Raw genomic sequence first — 24,470 nt, 5'->3', positions numbered from 1 at the left:
GTGACCGGGCGGGGCCGCTGTCGTGCGGGGACGGGCCGGGGGGTCAGCCCAGGCGGCTCACGTCGCGGACGGCGCCCTTGTCGGCGCTCGTCGCCATCGCGGCGTAGGCGCGCAGAGCCGCGGACACCTTGCGCTCGCGGTCCTTCGGGGCGTAGACGCCGCCCAGGGCCTCGTGGCGGGCGGCGAGGGTGGCCTCGTCGACGAGGAGCTCGATGCTGCGGTTCGGGATGTCGATGCGGATCCGGTCGCCGTCCTCGACGACCGCGATGTCGCCGCCCGACGCCGCCTCCGGGGAGGCGTGGCCGATGGACAGGCCGGAGGTGCCGCCGGAGAAGCGGCCGTCCGTGACCAGGGCGCAGACCTTGCCGAGGCCGCGGCCCTTGAGGAAGGACGTCGGGTAGAGCATCTCCTGCATGCCGGGGCCGCCGCGCGGGCCCTCGTAGCGGATGACGACGACGTCGCCCGGCTTGACCTCCTTGCGGAGGATCTTGTCGACGGCCTCGTCCTGCGATTCGCAGACCACGGCCGGGCCCTCGAAGGTCCAGATCGACTCGTCGACGCCGGCGGTCTTCACGACGCAGCCGTCGACGGCGATGTTGCCGCGCAGGACGGCGAGGCCGCCGTCCTTGGAGTACGCGTGCTCGACGGAGCGGATGCAGCCGCCCTCGGCGTCGAGGTCGAGGGTCTCCCAGCGCTCGGACTGGGAGAAGGCGGTGGCGGAGCGCTTGCAGCCGGGGGCCGCGTGCCACAGCTCCATGGCCTCGGCGGTGGCCGTGCCGGAGCGGGGGTCCCAGTCGGCGAGCCAGGTGTCCAGGTTCTCGGAGTGGACCGAGGTGACGTCCTTGTTGAGGAGTCCGCCGCGGTGCAGCTCGCCGAGGATGGCGGGCATGCCGCCGGCCCGGTGGACGTCCTCCATGTAGTACGTGCCGCCGGGCGCCACGTTCGGCGCGACCTTGGACAGGCACGGGACCCGGCGGGAGATCTCGTCGATGTCCGTGAGGTCGTAGTCGAGCCCGGCCTCCTGCGCGGCGGCGAGGAGGTGCAGGATCGTGTTCGTGGAGCCGCCCATGGCGATGTCGAGGGCCATGGCGTTCTCGAAGGCCTGGCGGGAGGCGATGGAGCGGGGCAGGACCGAGTGGTCGTCCTGCTCGTAGTAGCGCTTGGTGATCTCGACGATCGTGCGGCCGGCGTCCTCGTACAGGGCGCGGCGGGCGGTGTGCGTCGCGAGGACCGAGCCGTTGCCGGGGAGGGCGAGGCCGATGGCCTCGGCGAGGCAGTTCATCGAGTTGGCGGTGAACATGCCCGAACACGAGCCGCAGGTGGGACAGGCGTTCTCCTCGATGCGCAGGACGTCCTCGTCGGAGACGTTCTCGTTCGAGGCGTCGACCATCGCGTCGATCAGGTCGAGCTTGCGAACGGTGCCGTCGACGAGGGTGGCCTGGCCGGCCTCCATCGGGCCGCCGGAGACGAAGACGACCGGGATGTTGAGGCGCAGGGCGGCCATCAGCATGCCGGGGGTGATCTTGTCGCAGTTGGAGATGCAGATCAGCGCGTCGGCGCAGTGCGCCTCGACCATGTACTCGACCGAGTCCGCGATGAGGTCGCGGGAGGGCAGGGAGTACAGCATGCCCGCGTGACCCATGGCGATGCCGTCGTCGACCGCGATGGTGTTGAACTCGCGGGGGACGGCGCCGGCGGCGAGGATCGCGTCGGAGACGATGCGGCCGACCGGGGCCAGGTGGGTGTGGCCGGGGACGAACTCGGTGAAGGAGTTGGCGACCGCGATGATCGGCTTCCCGATGTCCGCGCTCGCTACGCCCGAGGCGCGCATCAGCGCACGTGCGCCTGCCATGTTGCGGCCGTGGGTGACGGTGCGGGACCTCAGCTCGGGCATCGGGTTCACTCCCCATGAGTGCGGCGGCCTGCGTCGGCCTGCCGCGACTGTGGATATGGCTCTTACGAGGCTACGCCCCCTGCCCGCGATCCGGACGGGCTGTCCGGATGCCGGGACGGGCGGCTCAGTACTCGGTCACTCTTCCGTCAGGTAGCGCTGGAGGGTGGGGGCCACCAGTTCGATGATGGTCTCCGGGTCCGCCGACGCGAGGGGCTCGACCTGGACGACGTAGCGCAGGATCGCGATGCCGACCATGTGGGAGGCGGCGAGCTCGGCGCGGAAGGTCGGGTCGGGGACGTTGAGGTCGGCGGCGATCCGCTCCAGGAGCCGGTGCAGGATCAGCCGGCGCAGCACCTTCGCGGCGGCCTCGTGGGTGAGGGCCGAGCGGATCACGGCGAGGAGCGGGGTCCGGGTGACCGGGTTCTCCCAGACGCCGAGGAAGTAGCGGGCCAGCCGCTCGCCGATGCCGTCCGGGCCCGCGCCGACGATCGCGGGGAGCACCAGGGCGGGCTCCATGCTGAGCTCGATCGCGGCGGCGAAGAGGTCGTCCTTGCTGCCGAAGTAGTGGTGCACCAGCGCCGGGTCCACTCCGGCGACCTTCGCGATCCCGCGCACGGACGTCTTGTCGTACCCACGCGCCGCGAACACCTCACGGGCCGCGAGGCGGATGCGCTCCTGGGTGCCGGGGCCGTCGTCGGCCTCGTCCTGGCGCGGGCGGCCCGGGCCGCGGCGGGGGCGGGCGCCCTCGGCGGCCGTCACGGGCGCGCCGGGGCGGAGGACGGGCCGGTGGGGAACGGGCCCGCGGTCGTCGCGAGGTGGAGGCGGGTGAAGGCCAGCGCCTCGGCGAGGTCGGCCTCGCGCTCGGCGGAGGACATCGCGCGGCGGGTGTTGACCTCGATGACCACGTGTCCGTCGAAGGCGGTGGCGGCGAGCCGCTCCAGGAGCTCGGCGCAGGGCTGGCTGCCGCGCCCCGGGACCAGGTGCTCGTCCTTCGCGGACCCGTTCCCGTCGGCGAGGTGGACGTGCGCGAGCCGGTCGCCCATCCGGTCGATCATCGCGGTGGCATCGGTCCGCGCGGTCGCGGTGTGCGAGAGGTCGACGGTGAAGTGGCGGTAGTCGTCCTTGGTGACGTCCCACTCGGGCGCGTAGGCGAGCATCTCGCGGTCGCGGTAGCGCCAGGGGTACATGTTCTCGACGGCGAACCGGACGTCGGTCTCATCGGCCATCCGCCAGATCCCGCTGACGAACTCGCGGGAGTACTGCCGCTGCCACCGGAACGGCGGATGCACGACGACGGTGGACGCCCCGAGCTTCTCGGCCGCGGCCTGCGCCCGCTGCAGCTTGATCCACGGATCGGTGGACCACACCCGCTGCGTAATGAGCAGACAGGGCGCGTGAACGGCCAGGATCGGCACCCCATGATGATCCGACAACCGCCTCAGCGCGTCGATGTCCTGACTCACCGGATCCGTCCAGACCATGACCTCCACGCCGTCGTAGCCGAGGCGCGCGGCGATCTCGAAGGCGGTCGCCGTCGACTCCGGATAGACGGAGGCGGTGGAGAGGGCGACTTTCGCGGTCGGGATCCGGACTGGTTTTGCCACGGGGACAGGGTATCGGTGCCCGACCACCCCGGTCCGTGACCCCGCCCACCCCGGCCCGGGGGCGAACGCGGACGCCCTGGGGTCAGCCCTTCTCCCCAATGGCTGCCCGAAGCCAATCCAGGGTGCCCTGTCCGAGCAGTTCATCCGCCAGGCGCTGGGCCGTCTCGGTCGCCAGACGGGCGCGACTGTTGTCGATCCACCGCTGCGCGTTCTCGTAACCCTGCGCCCGGTACTCGACGCCCTGCAGCATGCACTCCAGCTTGTCGGCGTCGCGGGCGCAGACGGCCTCGGGTGAGTCCTTCGCCTCGTACTCCGCCACCAGGTCCTGGATCGCCGAGGCAAGCAGTTCGGGCATGCCGGCCGTCTGGTCGGCCGTCACTGCGACCGGGTCGGCGGAGGTGGAGTACTTCTTCCCCAAATGGTTCACGTCTCCGGTGCGGGTCTCCTGCGTGTCGTGCCAGACAGCGAGAAAGGCGGCACGCGCGGGGTCGGCTCCCTCGAGCTTCGCGATGATCGAAGCGATCAGCGCCGTACGCCAGGAGTGCTCGGCCACGCTCTCGGGGTTGCCCACTCCGGCCATCCACCAGCCCGTGCGACGCGCGTTCTTCAGCGTGCCGGCCTCGTACAGGAAGCGGGCCACCGCGGACAGGTCGTCAGCCACGTCTGTCTCCTCCTCACGCCTCTGCGAGGCGGATCGCGTACCGGATGCCTTCGAGTTCACGACGCGATCGCGTCGACAGCTCGGTGCCATCCAACAGCACCGGCAAGCGGGCCCGCAGTGTGCGTCCTGAGCGGGAGACCGTACGCAGGAGGCCGGGCCGGACTGCCAGAAGGGCCCAGAGCGTATGAACGTTCAGGTCGAAGAAGCCGTGCTGCGGCGCGAGCCCGTTCACGAGGTGGTGAAACAGCCTGTGCCCCGGCCAGGCAGCACGACCGACATCGGCGATGAAGTCGTCGGACAGCTCGGGATGACTCGCCTCACCGATCCAGTAGGCCCAATAGTTGAGGTTCGCGGATTCGCCCGCGTCGTTGCCCTCGAGCGCGGTAGCGACGAAATGCCTCATGCGGTCGTGATCGCCCTGGCGAGCTGCCACAGCCGCTACAGAGCGGGCGTTCAGCCATCGGCTGAGCCAGTCGTCCGGCGTCTTCTCTCTCTGTTGCTGCGCCAGCCAGTCGAAAGTGTCGGCCGCCCGGTCGAAGCCCGCGAGATAGAGCGCTTGGCGGCGCAACAGGAATTGACCGCCACCGCGCGCCTCCTCCGCTGTACGGCGCATGCGCTGGAAGAACCGCCCACGGTCGTCCACGGACAGTTCCGGCCCGCTGGGCGTGGGGCCACGGCGCGGCCGGGCCGCTTGCGGCAGAACACGCATGGGTTCCGGTGCCACTTTGCTGAGCGGCCAGGTCAGAATCTCGACCAGGTCACGCTGCAGGACCCAAGCGCCCAGCGGGCTGGCGGAGGTGGGCACCTCGTCCTCAAGGGCGCTGATCAGCAGGACGTCCGCCTCCATGGCCTTCTCCAAGGCGAAGAGCAGGACGGAAGGAGCCCCCAACTGCATGAGCTTGTGGCGGTACAGGAGCGACTGGCCAACGGAGAGGGCCGTAAGTGGCCGCCTGCCTGATTCCCACCCGGCGACGGCATCCGAAGAGACCTGGAATGCCTGGGCAAGACTGTCCTGCGTGTGGCCGAGCTGCTCGCGGATGAGCCGGAAGACGTACCCGGAAACCGTGCCCGCGCGACTCCGTGGACGGCTTCCCCTACCGGTGGTCAGGGTGGATCGCGGATCGCTGTCCATAACTCCCCCCTGCCTACCGGTCGACGACACAAACCCGTACCCACGGTCACTTCGGGCGGCACCACCCCATACCTACGCTCACAGCAAGCACGGTGACCGACAGGCCACTCAGCGTAGCGAGAGGACGTGGGTGCGTGGACTCATACCCAGAGCAATCGCAGGACCGCGTGACCCCAGCGCCCATGCCCCGTGCCAGGCGGCCTGAAGGAGTCCCCGCGCCCAGCGAGGACCTCCTCGCCCGCGCTGATGCCGGATGGGAACGCTTCCTCCACTCCATGGAAGAAGGTCGGGATGACTGAGCGGTACGCCTACCTAACCCATCAGTTGCTGCACCGTCGGGTGCGCGATGTCGCATCGGGTGTCGAGGGCGAGCTGATGGCAGTGATCAACGAAAACGTGTCGGACTCCGCTTCACGCGAGCGCTGGATGCGGTTGGCATACATCCGGGGCGCGTCCGGCCGCGAATTCTCTACCGCAGTCGAGAACATCGCGCCGGCCCGGCATGACCAGCCACAGACGGCCGCCGGACGCCAAGCGATGAGGAGCGCGTAGCGATCTGACGCGCGGAGCTTCCGTCCCGCGCTGCGCTGGAGGGCCTGCGGTGCGGGCTGGCCCTGCCCGGGCCCGCAGGAGGCCTCACGGGCCCGGGCCAGGCGTCGCTCCCCCGGGGCCGGGCCTCGGGAGCGCTGATCCTGCCCGGCCCATGGCCAGTGCCCAGGTGACCGTCCCTTTCGGGGGCTTCCCGGCAGTCCTTGTCTTTCCGGGGCGGGCCGGTCGGTCAAGGGTGGCCGCAGGCCATCGCGTAGCGACGCGACCGCAGGGAGCGCCCTTGAGGGACCGGCCCGAACCGGAGAGACAAGGACTGCCGGGAAACCCCCGCCGCTCCCTGATCCCGCTCTGCGGCACACCGCCCCTTGGGCCCCGCTCCGCAGGCGGGCTCCGCGCCGGCGTGCTCGCCCCCGGCCGCGCCCCGGTCCCGACCGGCAGGCCATCGGCTCCCGCCCCACCTAGGAGGGGGGCGGGTGGGCAACCACCGCGCCGGGGTGGTGGAGCGAGGGGGGTGAAGGCCGCCCGCGCGCGAAGGCTCGTACCCCCGCCCGCACCGCACTCACCGCCCGCGCGCAGGCTCGTACCGCCCCCACGCGAAGGCCCGTGCCCCCGCTACCCCGGCAAGTGGTCCAAGCGGCGGAGGATGACGCCCTCGCGCAGGGCCCACGGACAGATTTCGAGGGACTCCACGCCCAGGAGGTCCATCGCGCCCTCCGCGACGAGCGCGCCCGCGAGGAGCTGGGAGGAGCGTCCCTCGGAGACCCCGGGGAGGGACGCCCGCTGGTCGGCGGTCATCGCGGCCAGCCGCGGCACCCACTCCTCCAGGGACTTGCGGGTCAGGTCCCGCTGGACGTACAGGCCGTCCGCCGAGCGGGCCGCGCCCGCGATGCGGGCCAGCTGCTTGAACGTCTTGGACGTGGCGACCACCCGGTCCGGGGTGCCGAAGCGGCTGAACTCGCCGACCGTCCGCGCGATCTGCGCCCGTACGTGACGGCGCAGCGCCCGTACGGCGTCCGGGCCCGGCGGGTCGCCCGGCAGCCAGCCCGCCGTCAGGCGTCCGGCGCCCAGCGGGAGGGAGACGGCCGCGTCCGGGTCCTCGTCGATGCCGTACGCGATCTCCAGCGAGCCGCCGCCGATGTCGAGGACCAGGAGCTTGCCCGCCGACCAGCCGAACCAGCGCCGGGCCGCCAGGAAGGTCAGCCGGGCCTCGTCCTCGCCGCTCAGCACCGGGAGGTCGATGCCGGTCTCCGCCTTGACCCGGCCGAGGACCTCGTCGGCGTTCGTGGCCTCGCGCACGGCGCTCGTCGCGAAGGGGAGGACGTCCTCGCAGCCCTTGTCCTCGGCGGCCTGCACGGCGCCCGCGATGACGGAAATCAGCCGCTCGACGCCCTCGGGCGTCACCGCGCCGTACTCGTCGAGCAGCTCCGCCAGCCTCAGCTCCACCTTGTGCGAGTGCGCCGGGAGCGGGCGCGCACCCGGGTGCGCGTCCACCACCAGCAGATGGATCGTGTTCGAACCCACATCAAGGACACCGAGTCTCATGGGAGGAAACGCTACTGGGCCGAAGGCGTAGGGATGGAGTAAGGGGCGCTTAGGCTTGAGTTTGTGCCAAATACGAAGAAGGCCAACAAGTCCAAGACGAAGCCCGCGAAGCCCCCGAAGACCCCGAAGGGCTCCCCGGCGAAGAAGGACCTCGTCGCCGACGAGAAGGGGCTCGACTTCCCGCGGGCCTGGGTGGAGTTCCCCGACCCCGCCGACGAGGAGCAGGTCTTCCGCTGCGACCTCACCTGGCTGACATCGCGCTGGACCTGCATCTTCGGCAACGGCTGCCAGGGCATCCAGGCCGGCCGGGCGGACGACGGCTGCTGCACGCTCGGCGCGCACTTCTCCGACGAGGACGACGAGAAGCGGGTCGCCGAGCACGTGGCGCGCCTGACCCCGGAGCTGTGGCAGTTCCACGACGTCGGCAGCGAGACCGGCTGGACCCAGCACGACGACGACGGCGAGAAGCAGACCCGCCGCTGGGACGGTGCCTGCATCTTCCTGAACCGGCCCGGTTTCCCGGCCGGCGCCGGCTGCTCCCTGCACATCCTGGCGGTCAAGAGCGGCCAGGAGCCGCTGGAGACGAAGCCGGACGTGTGCTGGCAGCTGCCGATCCGGCGGACGTACGACTGGATCGAGCGGCCCGACGACACGCGCGTGCTGCAGGTGTCGATCGGGGAGTACGACCGGCGCGGCTGGGGCCCGGGCGGCCACGACCTGCACTGGTGGTGCACGTCGGCCACCTCCGCGCACGGCGCCGGGGAGCCGGTGTACGTGTCGTACCGCCCGGAGCTGACGGAGCTGATGGGCAAGGAGGCGTACGAGGAGCTCGTGCGGCTCTGCGAGGCGCGGCTCGCCTCGCTGCTGCCGATGGCCCCGCACCCGGCGGACCCGGTCACGCCGGCGTAGGACGGTGCGGGACGGCCGCCCGCGGTTCCGGCGGGCGGCCGTCCTACGCCGGGCCGGGCGCCGCCGTCGGGCTCGGCGAGCCGGTGCCGTCCGAAGGGGCCGGGCTCGGCGTCTGCGTCGGGCTCGGTGTGGGCGTCGGGGTCGGCGTGGGGGTGGGCGTCGGGGTCGGGGTCGCAGTGGGCGTCGGGGTCGGGTCGGCCGGTGTGGGCGTCGGGGTCGGCGCGGGACGGCCGCGGCCCTGGATGGAGATCACCGCGCCGGCCGGGTCCACCCCGACCCGGGCGCTCCAGGCCCCCACGGGCTGGGCCTCGGAGTCCACGGTGATCCGCAGGGTGACCGATTCTCCTGGGGCCAGCCGGCCCGAGGTCTGGCTCGCCCGCAGCCACGGGGCGTCGGACCACAGCCGCCAGTCCACCGGGGCGCCGCCCGACGCGGTGAGCGTCAGCAGGGTGGTCGAGCCGTGCGACGCGGCGGTCGCGGTCAGCCGGCCGGGGGCTCCCGGTGCGCCGGGGGTGTGGGAGGGCGCGCCGCTGCTGATGACCTCGACGGAGACGTCGGGGGCTGCCGTGCCCGGGGCGAATTCGGGGCCGCCGGTGACGGCCGCGGCGTTGCCCGCGTTCTCGTAGTCGGCCAGCGGGCGCCCGTCGGTGCGCGCCAGCGGGAGCTGCGCCTCGCTCGCCGAGATGCGGGTGGAGCCGTTGCCGACGGGTTCCCCGGTGCTCGGTGCCCCCCGGTACGCCGCCCACAGGGCCAGTACCGGGGCGGCGACGACGGTGGCGACCACGGTGGTGGTCACGGCGCGGGCGCGCAGCCGTTCGCGGCGGGCCGCCCGGTCCTTGGGGTCCATCGGGAAGCCGGTGCGGTCGAAGCGCGGGCCGGGCCCGCCGCCGCGGCGGCTGCCGGAGCGGAGCATCGCGGCGCGGACGGCGGTGCGCGGGGCCGGGACCAGCGGGAGGGGCGCGGTGTCGATGCCGCCCGAGCCGGGCCAGGGTCCGCAGGCGCCGACGCGTTCGGCGACGCGGCGGCAGCGCGGGCAGTCGTCGACGTGCCGGACGAGCTCGGCGCGCAGGGAGGAGGAGAGCAGGACGTTGCCGTCTCCCCCGCCCTCGCCGTCGTCACCGGTGAGCCGGGACACGGTCGGGCAGCTGCCGGTCTCCACGACGGCGAGGGCGGCGCGGGTGCGTTCGACCTCGCAGGCGGCGCCGGTGAGCAGTTCGCGGGCGGCGGCCGGGGGCGTGCCGAGGACGGCGGCGAGTTCGGGGACGCCGAGGCGGTGGCGGACGGCGAGTTCGAGGGCCTCGCGCTGCTCGGGGGTGGTGCCGGCGGCCTCCGGCCAGGCGAGGCGGGCGAGCTCGGTGCGGCGGTAGGCGGATACGTCGAGCGTGCCGGTGCGGGTGGGCGCGGCGGCGGACCCGTCGGCCCCGGCGCCGGCGGGGGCGCTCGCCCCGGCGTTCGCGGCCGCGTTCAGGTCGGCCGCGACGGTGTCCGGGGCCCGGCCCGGGCCGGCGTGCTCCGGTGCACGCCGGGCGGAATGGGCTCCCCCGTAGCCGTGCCGCGTACGCCGTCGCTCGGCCAGCCGGCGCAGGCAGGCCCAGCGCGCGAGGGCGTACAGCCAGGCGCGCCGGTCCCCCTCGTCGGGGCAGCGGCCGGGGTGCTTCTCGGCGACGGCGAGCACGTCACCGAGCACGTCGGTGGCGGTGTCGTGGTCGCACAGGACCGAGAGGCAGTACGTGAACAGGCCGTCCAGGTAGGGCTCGTGCCGGAAGGGCGGCGGCTGCTCCGCCCCGGTCCCCTCGGGGGGCGTGCGCCCGTGCGCCCGGTGTGCGCCGGTGCGCGTTGCGGGGTGTCCCTGGTTGCTGCTCATCACTGGGCGACCGTAGGCGGCGCGCCGGTGGCGCTCCGGAAGCCTTCACCACTTTTAGCCCTTACGGGTGAACAGATCGGCTCCGCGCTGACAGCGCCCCTGACGGTGCACGCCACGGCGGGCGGAGTACGGGTGCACGGGACCCGCCGACCGCCCCTGCGCCGGGAGCCCGGCGGGAGCCGGGACCGGCTCCCGCCGGGACTGTCACAGGGTGCGGCTACGGTGGGCCGCATGGCTGCCCGTACATCTCGTTCATCCGCCAAGGACCGGCCGTCCTACCGTTGTACCGAGTGCGGGTACTCCACCGCCAAGTGGCTGGGCCGGTGCCCCGAGTGCCAGGCCTGGGGCACCGTCGAGGAGCTGGGCGGCGCACCCGCCGTGCGGACCACCGCGGCCGGCCGGGTCACCACGGCAGCCGTGCCGATCGCGCAGGTCGACGGCCGGACCGCGACCGCGCGCAGCACCGGCGTGGACGAGCTGGACCGGGTCCTGGGCGGCGGGCTGGTGCCGGGGGCGGTCGTCCTGCTCGCGGGCGAGCCGGGCGTCGGCAAGTCGACGCTGCTGCTCGACGTCGCGGCGAAGGCCGCCAGCGACGAGCACCGCACGCTGTACGTGACGGGCGAGGAGTCGGCGAGCCAGGTGCGGCTGCGGGCCGACCGGATCAGGGCGCTCAGCGACCACCTCTACCTCGCCGCGGAGACCGACCTCTCCGCCGTCCTCGCGCACCTCGACGCGGTGAAGCCCTCGCTGCTGATCCTGGACTCCGTACAGACCGTCGCCTCCCCCGAGATCGACGGCGCGCCCGGCGGCATGGCGCAGGTCCGGGAGGTGGCCGGGGCGCTGATCCGGGCCTCCAAGGACCGCGGGATGTCCACCCTGCTCGTCGGCCACGTCACCAAGGACGGCGCGATCGCCGGTCCGCGGCTGCTGGAGCACCTGGTCGACGTCGTACTGAGCTTCGAGGGCGACCGGCACGCGCGGCTGCGCCTCGTGCGCGGCGTGAAGAACCGCTACGGCGCGACGGACGAGGTCGGCTGCTTCGAACTCCACGACGAGGGCATCACCGGACTCGCCGACCCGAGCGGGCTGTTCCTGACCCGGCGCGCCGAGGCCGTCCCCGGCACCTGCCTGACGGTGACCCTGGAGGGCAAGCGGCCCCTGGTCGCCGAGGTGCAGGCGCTGACGGTGGACTCGCAGATCCCCTCGCCGCGCCGGACCACCTCCGGGCTGGAGACCTCGCGCGTCTCGATGATGCTGGCGGTCCTGGAGCAGCGCGGGCGGATCACCGCGCTCGGCAAGCGGGACATCTACTCGGCCACCGTGGGCGGGGTGAAGCTGACGGAGCCGGCCGCCGACCTGGCGATCGCGCTGGCGCTGGCCTCGGCGGCCAGCGACGTACCGCTGCCGAAGAACCTGGTCGCCATCGGCGAGGTCGGCCTGGCGGGCGAGGTCCGCCGGGTGACGGGCGTGCAGCGGCGGCTCGCGGAGGCGCACCGGCTGGGCTTCACGCACGCGCTGGTGCCGGGGGATCCGGGCAAGGTGCCGGCCGGGATGAAGGTGACGGAGGTCGCCGACATGGGCGACGCGCTACGGGTCCTGCCGCGCGGGCGGTCGCGTACGACGGCGAAGGACCGCGACGCCGGATAGCCGACCCAGGGGGGTCGAACCGCAGGTCAGGGGGCCCGGACGGGGTGCTCCTCGGCCCGGCCGGGCCAAGGCACGGCGGGGTCGCGGGCCGCGCCGGTAGACTTTGGCCTGGTCCGCCCGGCGGTACGCAGGCGGTACGACCCGCGACCGGAGGAGTGCAGTGGCAGCCAAGGACGGGGCAGCAGCATCCGGAAAGTCGGGCGCGAGCTCCAAGCAGGAGGCCATGATGCGTGCCTCGCTGAGCGCGGTCGCACCCGGTCAGCCGCTGCGTGACGGGCTCGAACGGATCGTTCGCGGCAACACCGGAGGGCTCATCGTCCTCGGCATGGACAAGTCCGTCGAGGCCATGTGCACGGGCGGTTTCGTCCTGGACGTGGAGTTCACCGCGACCCGGCTGCGCGAGCTGTGCAAGCTCGACGGCGCGCTGATCCTCGACAAGGACATCACCAAGATCCTGCGGGCGGGCGTCCAGCTGGTGCCGGACGCGTCGATCCACACGGAGGAGACGGGCACCCGGCACCGGACCGCGGACCGCGTCTCCAAGCAGTGCGGCTTCCCGGTCGTCTCGGTGTCCCAGTCGATGCGGCTGATCGCCCTGTACGTGGACGGCGAGCGGCGCGTGCTGGAGGAGTCCGGGGCGATCCTGTCGCGGGCGAACCAGGCCCTGGCCACGCTGGAGCGGTACAAGCTCCGGCTGGACGAGGTGGCGGGAACGCTGTCGGCGCTGGAGATCGAGGACCTGGTGACGGTCCGCGACGTGACGGCGGTGGCGCAGCGGCTGGAAATGGTGCGGCGCATCGCGACGGAGATCGCGGAATACGTGGTCGAGCTGGGCACGGACGGGCGACTGCTCTCGCTCCAGCTGGACGAGCTGACGGTCGGCATCGAGCAGGAGCGGGAGCTGGTGATCCGGGACTACGTCCCGGAGCCGACGGCGAAGCGTTCCCGCACGGTGGACGAGGCGCTCCCGGCGCTGGACGCGCTGACGCATCCGGAGCTGCTGGAGCTGGCGATCGTGGCGAAGGCCCTGGGGTACACGGGCTCGCCGGAGACGCTGGACTCGGCGGTGTCCCCGCGCGGGTACCGGCTGCTGGCGAAGGTTCCCCGGCTGCCGGGGGCGATCATCGAGCGGCTGGTGGAGCACTTCGGCGGGCTCCAGAAGCTCCTCGCGGCGTCGGTGGACGACCTCCAGACGGTCGACGGCGTCGGCGAGGCCCGCGCGCGCAGCGTCCGCGAGGGCCTGTCCCGGCTGGCCGAGTCCTCGATCCTGGAGCGCTACGTCTGACCTGCGGGTCCGCTGCTGGGGCTCCGCCCCGGACCCCGCTCCTCAAACGCCGGCAAAATCCAGCCCCGCCGGCGTTTGAGGCGCGGGGGTCCGGGGGCTAAGCCCCCGGCAACGGCGCCGCGCCGGCTACTCCGGCTTCAGAACGAACGAAGTTCGAGCCACCTGCATCCCCGGGGACTTCACCTCGACCACGTACGTGTCCGGAGCCGCCACCCCCGCCGGAGGCGACGCGCACTGGGCGGCCGCGCTGAAGTGCCGGTCCCATTCGAGGGATTGCTTGGTCTCGCCCTGCGACGGCACCCGGAAGAACACGTTGCCCGCGCCCGTCGGGCAGTCCGCCGAGGACCAGACCGGCTTGGCGTTGCTCGCCTGAGTGATGGTCAGCACCGCCTGCTTCGGGCCGAGATCGACCTTGCACGTGGTGCCGGAGACGTTGCGCGCGACGAGTTCGAGGCGGGGCTTCTCGTTCGCCTCGTACTCGTTCTTCACGCTCTTGACCTCCCACTGCAGCGCGCTCGGCACGCACGTGGGCAGCGGCGAGTCCGCCGGGACGGTCTGGTTGGGGGCGGAGCCGCCCGCGCCGCCGGGGTCGGGCGAGCCCGGTCCGCCGCCCGGCTCGCCGTTCTTGCCCGTGCCGGGGCTCGCGCCGGCGCCGGAGCCGGTACCCGTGCCCGTACCGCCGCCCGAGCCCGACTCGCCGCGCCCGCCCGGGGCCTGACTGATCGCCGGACCCGTTCCGGAGGGTCCGGGGGTGATCTGGGTGACGGGATCGGAGCCGCCCTGGCCCTTGCCGTTCGTACTCGACTTCCCGCCGCCGGAACTGACGGTCCATACGGCGAGGAGTGCGAGGAGCGCGGCGACGGAAGCCAGCACGGCCCTCCGTCGCCAGTAGATGGAGGAGGGGAGCGGCCCGACCGGATTGCGCAGAGATCCCACGGACGGAACTTTACGAGAGTTCGGGACGCGATCAGTGCCCCACATGCCGCGCACTCGGCTTGTTTTGCCGATGATCATCCTGCGGGGGGAGCCGATGGCGCCGAGAATCAGCCAAGAATCTGATGAAGCCGTTATTCCGTTTTGAGTACCGTCGGTCACCATGGACAGCTCCGGCCTCTACCTCGACGTCACCGATTTCGCCCACTCCACCCCCGCCTGGGTGCAATCCGCCTTCGAGGTCTGGACGGAATACGGGCTGTTCGTCTTCGGCGCCCTCTTCGTCGCCGTCTGGTGGCGTTCGCGCCGCCGGGACGCGCCCCGCGCCGTCGCCCTGGCCGTCCTCGCACCGCTCGTCACCGCCCTGGCCTACGTCGCCTCGGAACTGGTGAAGTCGAGCGTCGACGAGGAGCGCCCCTGCCGGGCCGTGGCCGGAGCGGCGGCCTCGCTGATCACGTGCCCGGCCACCGGCGACTGGTCCTTCCCCAGCAACCACTCCGCCATAGCGGGCGCCGCCGCCGTCGCCCTGGCCCTGGCCCTGCCCCGCCTCGCGCTGCTGACCGTTCCGCTCGCGCTGCTCATGGCCTTCTCCCGCGTCTTCGTCGGAGTGCACTATCCGCACGACGTGGCGATGGGCCTGCTGCTGGGCGCGAGCCTCGCCGCGCTCGCGGTCCTCGCGCTCACCGGCCCGGTGACCGGGCTCGTCACCGCCGCCCGGGCGCGCGGAGTCCGCGCCGCTGTCCTGATCACCGGCCGCGGCCCCGCACGGTAGGGGCGAAACGTGCCAGGATGCCGTCTGCCATGACTGCATCCCCCACACCTCCCGCCGCGCTGCACGCCCCCGTCATCGCGTGGTTCGACACGAACGCCCGCGATCTGCCCTGGCGCCGTCCCGAGGCCGGGCCCTGGGGGGTGATGGTCAGCGAGTTCATGCTCCAGCAGACCCCCGTCAGCCGGGTCCTGCCGGTCTACGAGCAGTGGATCGCCCGCTGGCCCCGCCCCGCCGACCTGGCCGCCGAGGCCCCCGGCGAGGCCGTACGGGCCTGGGGCCGGCTCGGCTACCCGCGCCGGGCCCTGCGCCTGCACGGCGCGGCCGCCGCGATAACGGAACGGCACGGGGGCGACGTACCGCGCGATCACGCGCAGCTGCTGGCCCTTCCCGGGATCGGCGAGTACACGGCGGCCGCCGTGGCCTCCTTCGCGTACGGGCAGCGGCACGCGGTCCTCGACACCAACGTGCGCCGGGTCTTCGCGCGCACCGCGTCCGGGGTCGAGTACCCGCCGAACGCCACGACGGCCGCCGAGCGGCGCCTGGCGCGGGCCCTGCTGCCCGAGGACGAGTCCACCGCGGCCCGCTGGGCGGCGGCCTCGATGGAGCTCGGGGCCCTGGTGTGCACCGCCAAGAGCCCGGAGTGCGGGCGCTGCCCCGTCTCCGGCCTGTGCGCGTGGCGGCTCGCCGGGAAGCCCCCGCACGAGGGGCCGGCCCGGCGCGGCCAGACGTACGCCGGGACGGACCGGCAGGTGCGCGGCAAGCTCCTCGCGGTGCTCCGGGAGGCGGTCGGCGCAGTGCCGCAGTCCGTCCTGGACACCGTCTGGGACGAGCCCGTGCAGCGGGCCCGCGCACTGGACGGGCTGGTCGCGGACGGGCTGGTGGAGCCGCTGGCCGGGCGGATGTACCGGCTGCCCGCCGGACTCCCGAAAGCTGACTGAGAGATTCCGCTTGGACCGGAGAAACCGCAGCTCACGGGCTCTGTTACACAACCTATGGGTGTCCGTGCGCCCACCGAAGGCTGACCCGCACAGGCCCGTGACAACGCCTCCGTACCTTCGAACTCGTAAGGCAGCGGATCAGCGGTTGAACGTCAGCGGAGGCGGTCTGAGATGGCGCACGGCGAGGTACTCGAATTCGAAGAGTACGTACGCACCCGGCAGGACGCGCTGCTGCGCAGTGCCCGTCGCCTGGTCCCGGACCCGACCGATGCGCAGGACCTCCTGCAGACCGCCCTCGTCCGCACCTACGGCCGCTGGGACGGCATCGCCGACAAGTCCCTCGCCGACGCCTACCTTCGCCGCGTCATGATCAACACCCGTACCGAGTGGTGGCGTGCCCGCAAGCTCGAAGAGGTCCCCACCGAGCAGCTCCCCGACGCCTCCGTCGAGGACGGCTCCGACCAGCGCGCCGACCGCGCCCTGCTGATGGACATCCTCAAGGTGCTCGCGCCCAAGCAGCGCAGCGTGGTCGTGCTGCGACACTGGGAGCAGATGAGCACCGAGGAGACGGCCGCGGCGCTCGGCATGTCGGCGGGAACCGTGAAGAGCACTCTGCACCGCGCGCTGGCCCGCCTCCGGCAGGAACTGGAGAGCCGGGACCTGGACATGCGCGCGCTCGAGCGCGGTGACCACACCATCCGGTACGAGGGGCGTGAGCGGTGCGCGGCCTGAATGGCCAATGCCTGAACGGCAAGAGCTCGGTGGTACTGATGTCGGCGGGGGTCTGCGTCCTCGCCGGCACCGTGCTGTTCGCGGCCGGGTGCGCCACCGGGGGTACGGGGCTGCGTGACGGCGGCCCGGCCCGTACCGAGTCGGTGGCCAAGACGGCTCCCCCGTCCTCCGCGCCCTCCGAGCACACCGGCTCGTTCGCCCCCGCCACCCCTGCCACTCCCGCCCCGCAGGCCTCCGGCAAGCCGGGCAAGAAGATCGACCCGATCGCGCTGATCATGGCGGACCCCAAGGTCGGCGCCGAGGTCAAGCGGGACCTGAAGCCCTGCACGGGCAAGGAGTACCCGGTCGACGTCAGCTACGGGAAGGTCACCGGCGGCCCCGCGGTCGACATCGTCGTCAACGTCCTGTCCTGCGCCGACGCGCTGGGCCGCGGCTCGTACGTGTACCGGGCGGACGACGGAAAGTACGAGAATGTGTTCTCGGACGAGCAGCCGCCCGTCTACGCGGAGATCGACCGGGGCGACCTGGTCGTCACCAAGCAGGTCTACGGGAAGAGCGACGCACTGTCCTATCCGTCGGGCGAGGACCTGATCACGTACCGCTGGAACGGGGAGAAGTTCACCGAGCAGGACCGGGTGCACACCGACTACAGCAACGTGGTCGACGGCGGGGCGGCACCCGCCCCGGCCGTCAGCCCGAAGAACTGAGCACAGAAGAACCGAGTACAGAGGCGAGGCGAGGCTCCCGCATGGCCGATACCCATGTCCTGTTCGTCGAGGACGACGACGTCATCCGTGAGGCCACGACCCTGGCGCTGGAACGCGACGGGTTCGTGGTCACCGCCATGCCCGACGGGCTGTCCGGACTGGAGTCCTTCCGGGCGAACCGGCCCGACATCGCCCTGCTCGACGTGATGGTGCCCGGCATGGACGGCGTGAGCCTGTGCCGCCGCATCCGCGACGAGTCCACCGTGCCCGTCATCATGCTGTCGGCGCGCGCCGACTCCATCGACGTGGTCCTGGGCCTGGAGGCGGGCGCCGACGACTACGTCACCAAGCCCTTCGACGGCTCGGTCCTGGTCGCCCGCATCCGCGCGGTGCTGCGCCGCTTCGGCCACGCCGGCGGCCCGCAGAACGGGTCCGCGGCCGCCGACGACGACTCCGCCGAGCGCGGGGTGCTGGTCTTCGGGGACCTGGAGGTCGACACGGAGGGCATGGAGGTCCGCAAGGCGGGCGCCTCGGTGGCGCTGACGCCCACCGAGATGCGGCTGCTGCTGGAGTTCTCCACCTCCCCGGGCACCGTGCTCTCGCGCGACCGGCTGCTGGAGCGGGTCTGGGACTACGACTGGGGTGGCGACACCCGCGTCGTGGACGTCCACGTCCAGCGGCTGCGCACCAAGATCGGACAGGACCGGATCGAGACGGTCCGGGGTTTCGGATACAAGCTGAAGGCCTGATGCCTTGAGAAGACAGAACGCGGGGGCGAGCGCGGGGATGAATCCTTAGATGAAGAGGTTCACCCTGCGGACGGGGATCCGCTGGAAGATCACGCTCGCCATCGCTTCCGTGGGCGCGCTCACCGCCATCGCACTGAGCCTGGTGGTGCACAGTGCTGCCCGCGTGTCGATGCTGGAGAGCGCCCGCGAGGTGCAGCTGGACCGCGTGCAGTTCATCTCCCGCACTGCCGAGGCCGGCCGCAAGCCCCAGATGGGCGCCAAGCTCAACGATCCGGAGCTGCCCAAGGAACTGCGCGAGAAGGCCCACTCCGGAAGGCGCGGCACCTACATCCAGGACAACCCGCGCGGGCTCCCCGAGGTGTGGGCCGCCCTGCCGCTCGGCAACGGGCAGGTGCTCTCGCTGCACACCCCGTTCCGGGAGAGCGCCAACATGCTGCGCGACCTGGACCGGGCGCTGATCGTCGGCTCCCTCGCCGTGGTGATCGGCGGCTCCGCGCTCGGCGTGCTCATCGGCGGCCAGATCTCGCGCCGGCTGCGCAAGGCCGCGGCCGCCGCGCAGCGGGTGGCGCACGGGGATCCCGAGGTACGGGTGCGGGACGCCGTCGGGGGCGTCGTACGCGACGAGACCGACGACCTCGCGCGGGCCGTCGACGCGATGGCGGACGCCCTCCAGGAGCGGCTGGAGGCCGAGCGGCGGGTGACCGCCGACATCGCGCACGAGCTGCGCACCCCGGTGACGGGCCTGCTCACGGCGGCGGAGCTGCTGCCCCCGGGGCGGCCGACCGAGCTCGTACGGGACCGCGCGCAGGCCCTGCGGGCGCTGGTCGAGGACGTGCTGGAGGTGGCCCGGCTGGACAGCGCGTCCGAGCGGGCCGAGCTCCAGGAGGTGGCGCTGGGCGAGTTCGTGAACCGCCGGGTCAACTCCCTGATGCCGGAGGCGAGCGTACGGATCGTCGCGGACGAGATCGTGAGCACCGATCCGCGCCGCCTGGAGCGGATCCTCGGCAACCTCCTCGCCAATGCCGCGCGGTACGGGCGGGCGCCGGTGCAGGTCGACGTCGAGGGCCGGGTGGTACGGGTCCGCGACCACGGACCGGGCTTCCCGGAGGCACTGCTGCGCGAGGGGCCGAGCCGGTTCAGGACCGGGTCGACGGACCGGGCCGGGGTGGGTCACGGGCTCGGGCTGACCATCGCGGAGGGGCAGGCGCGGGTCCTGGGTGCCCGGCTGACCTTCCGCAACGTGGCGGCCCCGGGCGGCTACGTCCGCGAGGGCGGGGCGGCGGGCGCGGTGGCGGTGCTGTGGCTGCCGGAGCACGCCCCGACGGCGACGGGCAGCTTCCCGGTCCTCCCGCCCGCGTGAGGACCGGCGGGTTCCCGCCGGGCCGATCGGATGTTCGACCGCGTTCGCCGATGTCTTAGCATCCGACCCATGACTGACGGTACGGATCGCCCGAACAGCCCCCAGCCCGAGCCCAACGCCGCCCATCCCGGCGGCTACGGCTACCCGCAGGGGCAGATACCCGCGGACGGGTACGGGTACCCGCCCGCTTCGGCCGCGTCGGCCGCGTCCGGCGCCTTCGGACCGCCGCCCGGCGGCCCGGCGGGCGCGCCCGGCTACGGCTACCCGCCCCAGGCCCAGCCGTCCTCCGAAGAGCCGGACTGGAGCGCGCTGGCGGAAGGGGCCGATCAGGAGCGGCGCAAGAAGCGGCTGTGGGCGATCGGCGGCGGGGTGACCGTACTGGCCCTGCTGGCCGGCGGCGGAGCCTTCCTGCTGCTCGGCGACGGCGGGTCCGGATCGAAGGACGACGCGAAGGCGGACGCCTCCCCCGCGGCCTCCGCCTCGCCCTCGGTGAGCGGGTCCAAGGCTCCGGTGGACAACACCCCGACCGTCGCGGAGGACCCGACGAAACTGCGGGACCGCACCGCCAAGGCCCACCTGAAGATGGGCGGGGAGGCCACCGCGGCCGCGGTCGACAAGCGGTACGAGTTCCGCACGACGGGCACCGCGAACTCGTACGCCGAGTCCGAGAAGGCGCTCCTCGACGTGTCCCAGAGCTTCACCGTCACGGCCCGCGTCTCGAACAGCGCCCCCAAGGGGCGGCAGATCGCCATCAGCCAGGGCAACGAGAAGACGTTCTCGTTCGAGCTGGGCTCGGACGAGGTGAACGGCAAGCCGGCGTGGGTCTTCCGGGTCCAGACGGACGCGGCGGGTGCGGACGCCACCACCAAGACCGTGGTGGCCGAGGGCCTCAAGATGGACAACACCATGACCGAGCTGACCGGCACCTACAGCGACATGACCAAGATGATCACGCTGTTCGTCGACGGCAAGCAGATCAGCGAGACCAGGGTTCCCGGTGTCTACAAGGCCCCCGGTCCGCTGGAGCTGGGCCGGACCCGTGCCCTGGACAACTGGGCCGGGGCCTGGACGGGTGCCATGGACAGCGTGCGGGTCTACCGGATCGCGCTGTCGCCGGAGCAGGTGAACGACCAGAAGCCGGGCAAGCTCGACGCCTCGATCAGGCCGGTCGGCTCCTGGCTGCTGTTCTGATCCCCGACGGGCTGCAGCCCCCCGACGGGCGGCAGCGGGGTCAGACGGTGACGCCGACCTGACGCAGGAAGGCGACCGGGTTCACGGCCGAGCCGTAGTTCGGGGTGGTCCGGATCTCGAAGTGGAGGTGCGGGCCGCTCGAATTGCCGGTGTTGCCGGAGAGGGCGATCCGCTGGCCCTTGCCGACCTTCTGGCCGATCTTGACCTGGATCCTCGAGAGGTGCGCGTACTGCGAGTACGTGTTGTTCGCGTGCTTGATCACGATGGCGTTGCCGTAGGCCGGGCCGTCACCGCCGCCGTTCGGGCCGGCCTTGACGACCACACCCGCCGAGACGGCGTCGACCGGGGTGCCGACGGGGACGGCGAAGTCCTGGCCGGAGTGCTTGTGCGACCACATGCTGCCGCCCTTGCCGAAGGTCGCCGAGAGCGTGTAGCTCGACACCGGCTTCTCCCAGGCCCCGGCCGGCTTCGCGGCGGCGGCCGCGGCCTGCGCGCCGGCCTGGGCGGCCACCAGCTCGGCGGTGCCGCTCAGGGCGGTCTGGGTCTCGTCCGCGAAGGCGGTCGTCCCGGCCCCGAGCGCCAGGGCCGCACCGAGAGCGGTGGCGCCGATGGCGATACGGGTACGACGGGTGCTGACGCGCTTCGCGGACATGAAGGAGACCTCCGGGGCCGGGGACAAGGACGGTGCTTCGGGTGTTTCAGGTGCTTCTGGCAAGAAAGGACCCGGCACTCCGCTGGGGGCGCCGGGCTTGCTCGCCATCCTTGGTAACCCGCGCCCCCGGGCTTCCCCAAACCCCCCGATTACTACCCGGGCTCGTAGGAGCGGAGAGGGCTGTCGGTCCTGTTGACCGCCTCCTTACTGGGGCATGGGTGGGGCAAATCGGACGCTCAGCTCTACGAATGTTCCTAGTAGGTCCGATTTGCCCTGTGCGGCTTGTCACCGGCGCGGGACCTCTGCGGACCCCCTTCGGGACCAAAGCCCTGCAACCCCGCTCCGCCTGGAGCTACGCTCCGCCTCGTGGACGCATCCGTGGTGGGGATCCGGCTGGCCTCGGGGGTCGTGACCCCCCTCGTGAAGACGCTCTTACGCGGGGAGGGAGCCGGCGCCGGCCTCGCGAAGGATCCCGTGCGGATCTCCTCGTACGTCTCCCTGCGCGAGCAGCGCGACCTGGACCGGGACGACCTGCGCAAGCTCGCCGACAAGCTGGTCGCACGGGCCTTGAAGGCCCCCGGCGAGAGCCCGCTGCCGCCGGGCGAGGAGGCGGGCGTCGCGACCGCGCTGGCCGTCACCCTCCACGCGGTGGGGGACCTCGACATGCAGGACGCGCAGGCCGTCGCGATGGGCGAGCACGCCTTCGCCGCCGCACTGCGCAAGGCAGCGCCCCCGACGGGCCTGGGGCGGGACGCGGAGCTCTTCCACGACCGGCTGCTGGTCACCACCTGCCTGCACATCCTGCAGTTCTTCACCAGCCGCTCCAGCTACATCCCCCGGGCCCTGGTCGAAAGCGCCCGCCGCCAGGCCGAGATGATTGCCAAGGTCGACGAGATCCTCATCCGGACCCCCCGCCAGGACGGCCGCGACGCGGAGTTCGAGGTCCAGTACCTGGCGTACCTCGTCAAACGGCACAGCACCCTGACGATCTTCGGGCTCGACCTGCCCCCGGGCTCCGCCCGCTGGCCGCTGGACACGGCGTACGTGACCCTGGAGGCCGCTTCCGCCCCGCGCGGCGCCGCCCTCTCCTCCGACGCCCTCACGACCGATGAGTTACTGGCCCGCGAGACCCGCGTGCTCCTGCGCGGCGAGGCCGGCTCCGGGAAGACCACCCTGATCCAGTGGCTGGCCGTCTCCACCGCCCGGGAAGAGCCCGAGGGCGGCCTGATCCCCTTCGTCCTGCCCCTGCGGAACCTGACCCGCTACGGGGAGCGGCTGCCCGCCCCCGAGGACTTCCTGGTCGCCACCGCGCTGAAGGGGCGGGCCCCCGAGGGATGGGAGAGCCGGGTCTTGGGCGCGGGACGCGGCCTGGTCCTGGTGGACGGCATCGACGAGATCCCGGAGGCCGAGCGGGCCCGCGCCCGCGACTGGCTCACCGATTTACTCACCGCCTACCCCGACAACCGCTGGCTGGTCACCTCCCGCCCCTCGGCGGTCCGCCAGGACTGGCTGGCCTCCGAGGATTTCTCCGAGCTGACCCTCTCCCCCATGAACCGAAACGACGTGCTCGGCTTCGTCAGCCGCTGGCACGCGGCGGCGGAGGCCGGCGAGGAGCTCCGCGACCAGCTGCTGGTTTCCCTGGCCACCAAGTCGGAGCTGGCCCGCCTCGCCACCAACCCGCTGCTGTGCGGGCTGATCTGCGCCCTGCACCGCGAACGCCGGGGCTTCCTGCCCTCTGGCCGCAAGGAGCTCTACACCGCGGCCCTGTCGATGCTGCTGCACCGCCGCGACCGCGAGCGGGAGCTGCGCCTGCCCGACCTCGCCGAGGAACCACAACTACAACTGCTCCAGCGCCTCGCGTACTGGCTGATCCGCAACGGCCGCACGCAGATCCGCCGGAGCCGGGCCGAGGAGCTGATCGCCGGCGCACTGCCTGCCGTACTGGCCGCCCAGGTGCTCGGCGAGGCCCCGGCCGTACTGAAGCACTTCCTGGAGCGGACCGGACTCCTGCGGGCCCCCACGGAGGACAGGCTTGAATTCGTCCACCGCACCTTCCAGGACTTCCTCGGCGCCCGGGCCGCCCTGGACGAGGGCGGCCTCGGCGAGCTGACCCGGCACGCGGACGACGACCAGTGGGAGGACGTCATCCGCATGGCCGTCGCCCAGGGCCGCCCCCACGACCGCGCGGCGATCATCGGCGACCTGCTGGTCCGGGACACCGACCGGGCCGTCCTGCTGGCCCTCGCGTCGCTGGAGTACGCGGCCGAGTTGGACCCCGATCTGCGCCGGGAGGTCCGGACGGCCGCCCGCCGACTCATACCGCCGCGGAACGAGGAAGCGGCGCGCGCACTCGGCCGGATCGGGCCGCTGATCCTGGAGCTGCTCCCCTACGCCGAGGAGTCGAACCGCACCGCCCGGCTCTCCGTGATCGCGGCGGCGGAGACCGGGTCCGAGGCGGCCGTCGGATACCTCGCCGGCTACTGCCACCACCCCGACGAACAGCTTCGCGCGACACTGACCCGGGTCTGGGAGCGGTTCGACACCGAGCACTACGCCGCCGAGGTGCTGGCGCGCATGGTCCCGCCGCCCCGTGGCCTCGTCGTCGACTCGGACGCCGCCCTCGCGACGCTGACGGGCTTCACCGGCCCGCCCAGCCTGATCGTCCGCCCACCGGTGACCCGGGGCGCCCTGACCCGCTTCCTGTCCCGCCAACCGGTCTCGGGCCTGGGCTTGTGGAACTTCGACGGCGGGAGCGACGCCGAATTCCTGCGCGGCCACACCTCGCTTCGGGAGCTCACCATCGAAGCCTGGCCCGCGCTGCGGGACCTGGCCGCACTGCACGGGCTGCCTTTGGAGCACGTGAAGCTCCACCTCGGCAGCGACGTCCCCCTCGGTCCGGCCCTCACGGCTTGGCCTCGGCTGCGCGAGCTCAAACTGGAGGCACCGCACACCGCGTGGTCCTTCACCGACTTCGCCGCCGAAGCCCGCCCGGAGGTGATCGACGTGACCGACGCCGACCCGGACCTGGCCGGCCTGGGACGACTCACGAGTCTGCTGCGGCTGTGGCTCGGCGACGACTGGCGCCCCGGTGGGGAGGCCGCGTGGGCGGAGGTCTCGGCACTGGAGAACCTGCGGGAAATCGCCTTGCACCCCGGGGCACTGACCGGGCTCGCCACGTTCGCGCGCCTGCCCTCGCTCAGCACTGTCGCGGTCTACGACCACGGCGACGGGCTGGATCCGAGCCTCAGGGCACGGGTGGCCCACCGCTTTCCGCAGGCAGCGGTCCGTCTGCTGCCGCAGACGGACTACCTCTGACCGGCGGCAGGTAACCGCAAAATGGCGGGCCCCG

The 24,470-nt window shown here is 72.6% G+C and carries 21 protein-coding genes; 12 read left to right on the top strand and 9 right to left on the bottom strand.

Annotated features, from left to right (window positions below; all coding sequences use genetic code 11):
* Nucleotides 1–43: 43 nt before the first annotated feature.
* The 5 genes from ilvD to ACWGDE_RS12905 all read right to left on the bottom strand — a co-directional run bounded on the left by ilvD (nt 44) and on the right by ACWGDE_RS12905 (nt 5,291).
* The gene (gene ilvD / locus ACWGDE_RS12925; RefSeq protein ID WP_453389015.1) at nt 44–1,894 is read right to left on the bottom strand and encodes a dihydroxy-acid dehydratase; all 1,851 of its coding nucleotides are present in this window, start codon (nt 1,892–1,894) and stop codon (nt 44–46) included.
* A gap of 135 nt (nt 1,895–2,029) precedes the next feature.
* On the bottom strand, nt 2,030–2,653 hold the full coding sequence (locus tag ACWGDE_RS12920; RefSeq protein WP_453389014.1) for a TetR/AcrR family transcriptional regulator: 624 nt from the start codon (nt 2,651–2,653) through the stop codon (nt 2,030–2,032).
* Complete coding sequence (locus tag ACWGDE_RS12915; RefSeq protein WP_453389013.1) at nt 2,650–3,498, bottom strand: sugar phosphate isomerase/epimerase family protein; 849 nt, start codon at nt 3,496–3,498, stop codon at nt 2,650–2,652. Before ACWGDE_RS12915 ends, ACWGDE_RS12920 begins: the two co-directional genes overlap by 4 nt.
* An 82-nt stretch (nt 3,499–3,580) precedes the next feature.
* Nucleotides 3,581–4,159: an HD domain-containing protein gene (locus ACWGDE_RS12910; RefSeq protein WP_453389012.1), complete on the bottom strand. Its 579-nt coding sequence runs from the start codon at nt 4,157–4,159 to the stop codon at nt 3,581–3,583.
* Nucleotides 4,160–4,172: 13 nt separating this feature from the next.
* Nucleotides 4,173–5,291 carry a helix-turn-helix domain-containing protein gene (locus tag ACWGDE_RS12905; protein ID WP_453389011.1) on the bottom strand — a complete coding sequence of 373 codons (1,119 nt, stop codon included), beginning with the start codon at nt 5,289–5,291 and terminating at the stop codon, nt 4,173–4,175.
* A 291-nt stretch (nt 5,292–5,582) separates the two neighbouring features.
* On the opposite strand from ACWGDE_RS12905, the gene ACWGDE_RS12900 reads away from it, so the two are divergent.
* The gene (locus ACWGDE_RS12900) at nt 5,583–5,843 is read left to right on the top strand and encodes a hypothetical protein (RefSeq protein ID WP_453389010.1); all 261 of its coding nucleotides are present in this window, start codon (nt 5,583–5,585) and stop codon (nt 5,841–5,843) included.
* Nucleotides 5,844–6,452: 609 nt separating this feature from the next.
* Here ACWGDE_RS12900 and ACWGDE_RS12895 read toward each other — a convergent pair.
* Entirely contained in the window at nt 6,453–7,382 is a 930-nt protein-coding gene (locus ACWGDE_RS12895) for a Ppx/GppA phosphatase family protein (RefSeq protein WP_453389009.1), read from the bottom strand.
* Nucleotides 7,383–7,445: 63 nt separating this feature from the next.
* Here ACWGDE_RS12895 and ACWGDE_RS12890 point away from each other — a divergent pair, with 63 nt between their 5' ends.
* Nucleotides 7,446–8,291: a hypothetical protein gene (locus tag ACWGDE_RS12890; RefSeq protein ID WP_453389008.1), complete on the top strand. Its 846-nt coding sequence runs from the start codon at nt 7,446–7,448 to the stop codon at nt 8,289–8,291.
* 43 nt (nt 8,292–8,334) lie between these two features.
* On the opposite strand, the gene ACWGDE_RS12885 is transcribed toward ACWGDE_RS12890, so the two are convergent.
* Nucleotides 8,335–10,155, bottom strand: a complete 1,821-nt coding sequence (locus tag ACWGDE_RS12885) for a BACON domain-containing protein (RefSeq protein WP_453389007.1) — start codon at nt 10,153–10,155, stop codon at nt 8,335–8,337.
* 231 nt (nt 10,156–10,386) lie between these two features.
* Between ACWGDE_RS12885 and radA the strand changes: the two genes are divergently transcribed.
* Together radA and disA are read left to right on the top strand one after the other, a co-directional pair.
* The gene (gene radA / locus ACWGDE_RS12880) at nt 10,387–11,802 is read left to right on the top strand and encodes a DNA repair protein RadA (RefSeq protein WP_453389006.1); all 1,416 of its coding nucleotides are present in this window, start codon (nt 10,387–10,389) and stop codon (nt 11,800–11,802) included.
* A gap of 160 nt (nt 11,803–11,962) precedes the next feature.
* Nucleotides 11,963–13,087 carry a DNA integrity scanning diadenylate cyclase DisA gene (gene disA / locus ACWGDE_RS12875; protein ID WP_243339766.1) on the top strand — a complete coding sequence of 375 codons (1,125 nt, stop codon included), beginning with the start codon at nt 11,963–11,965 and terminating at the stop codon, nt 13,085–13,087.
* 126 nt (nt 13,088–13,213) lie between these two features.
* Here the strand turns inward: disA and ACWGDE_RS12870 are convergent, their stop codons facing one another.
* Nucleotides 13,214–14,023, bottom strand: a complete 810-nt coding sequence (locus ACWGDE_RS12870; protein WP_453389005.1) for a hypothetical protein — start codon at nt 14,021–14,023, stop codon at nt 13,214–13,216.
* 160 nt (nt 14,024–14,183) lie between these two features.
* Between ACWGDE_RS12870 and ACWGDE_RS12865 the strand changes: the two genes are divergently transcribed.
* The 7 genes from ACWGDE_RS12865 (at nt 14,184) to ACWGDE_RS12835 (ending at nt 20,469) form a co-directional block, all read left to right on the top strand.
* Nucleotides 14,184–14,792: a phosphatase PAP2 family protein gene (locus ACWGDE_RS12865; protein WP_453389004.1), complete on the top strand. Its 609-nt coding sequence runs from the start codon at nt 14,184–14,186 to the stop codon at nt 14,790–14,792.
* Nucleotides 14,793–14,821: 29 nt separating this feature from the next.
* A complete protein-coding gene (locus ACWGDE_RS12860) occupies nt 14,822–15,730 on the top strand; it encodes an A/G-specific adenine glycosylase (protein ID WP_453389003.1) in 909 nt (302 codons plus the stop codon).
* 171 nt (nt 15,731–15,901) lie between these two features.
* Nucleotides 15,902–16,462 (top strand): SigE family RNA polymerase sigma factor, encoded by a 561-nt coding sequence (locus ACWGDE_RS12855; protein ID WP_069920779.1) that lies wholly within the window; start codon nt 15,902–15,904, stop codon nt 16,460–16,462.
* A 38-nt stretch (nt 16,463–16,500) separates the two neighbouring features.
* Nucleotides 16,501–17,169 (top strand): hypothetical protein, encoded by a 669-nt coding sequence (locus ACWGDE_RS12850; protein WP_453389022.1) that lies wholly within the window; start codon nt 16,501–16,503, stop codon nt 17,167–17,169.
* A gap of 41 nt (nt 17,170–17,210) precedes the next feature.
* Nucleotides 17,211–17,918 (top strand): two-component system response regulator CseB, encoded by a 708-nt coding sequence (gene cseB / locus ACWGDE_RS12845; protein WP_453389002.1) that lies wholly within the window; start codon nt 17,211–17,213, stop codon nt 17,916–17,918.
* Nucleotides 17,919–17,967: 49 nt separating this feature from the next.
* On the top strand, nt 17,968–19,278 hold the full coding sequence (gene cseC / locus ACWGDE_RS12840; protein WP_453389001.1) for a two-component system sensor histidine kinase CseC: 1,311 nt from the start codon (nt 17,968–17,970) through the stop codon (nt 19,276–19,278).
* Between the two features lie 69 nt (nt 19,279–19,347).
* Nucleotides 19,348–20,469 carry a LamG-like jellyroll fold domain-containing protein gene (locus ACWGDE_RS12835; RefSeq protein ID WP_453389000.1) on the top strand — a complete coding sequence of 374 codons (1,122 nt, stop codon included), beginning with the start codon at nt 19,348–19,350 and terminating at the stop codon, nt 20,467–20,469.
* Between the two features lie 40 nt (nt 20,470–20,509).
* On the opposite strand, the gene ACWGDE_RS12830 is transcribed toward ACWGDE_RS12835, so the two are convergent.
* Nucleotides 20,510–21,121 carry a M23 family metallopeptidase gene (locus tag ACWGDE_RS12830; RefSeq protein WP_453388999.1) on the bottom strand — a complete coding sequence of 204 codons (612 nt, stop codon included), beginning with the start codon at nt 21,119–21,121 and terminating at the stop codon, nt 20,510–20,512.
* A 366-nt stretch (nt 21,122–21,487) separates the two neighbouring features.
* Here ACWGDE_RS12830 and ACWGDE_RS12825 point away from each other — a divergent pair, with 366 nt between their 5' ends.
* On the top strand, nt 21,488–24,436 hold the full coding sequence (locus tag ACWGDE_RS12825) for an NACHT domain-containing protein (protein ID WP_453388998.1): 2,949 nt from the start codon (nt 21,488–21,490) through the stop codon (nt 24,434–24,436).
* Nucleotides 24,437–24,470: the final 34 nt, after the last annotated feature.

Source organism: Streptomyces sp. NPDC054956 (assembly GCF_053609185.1).
This window is presented reverse-complemented; position numbering and strand designations above follow the sequence as displayed.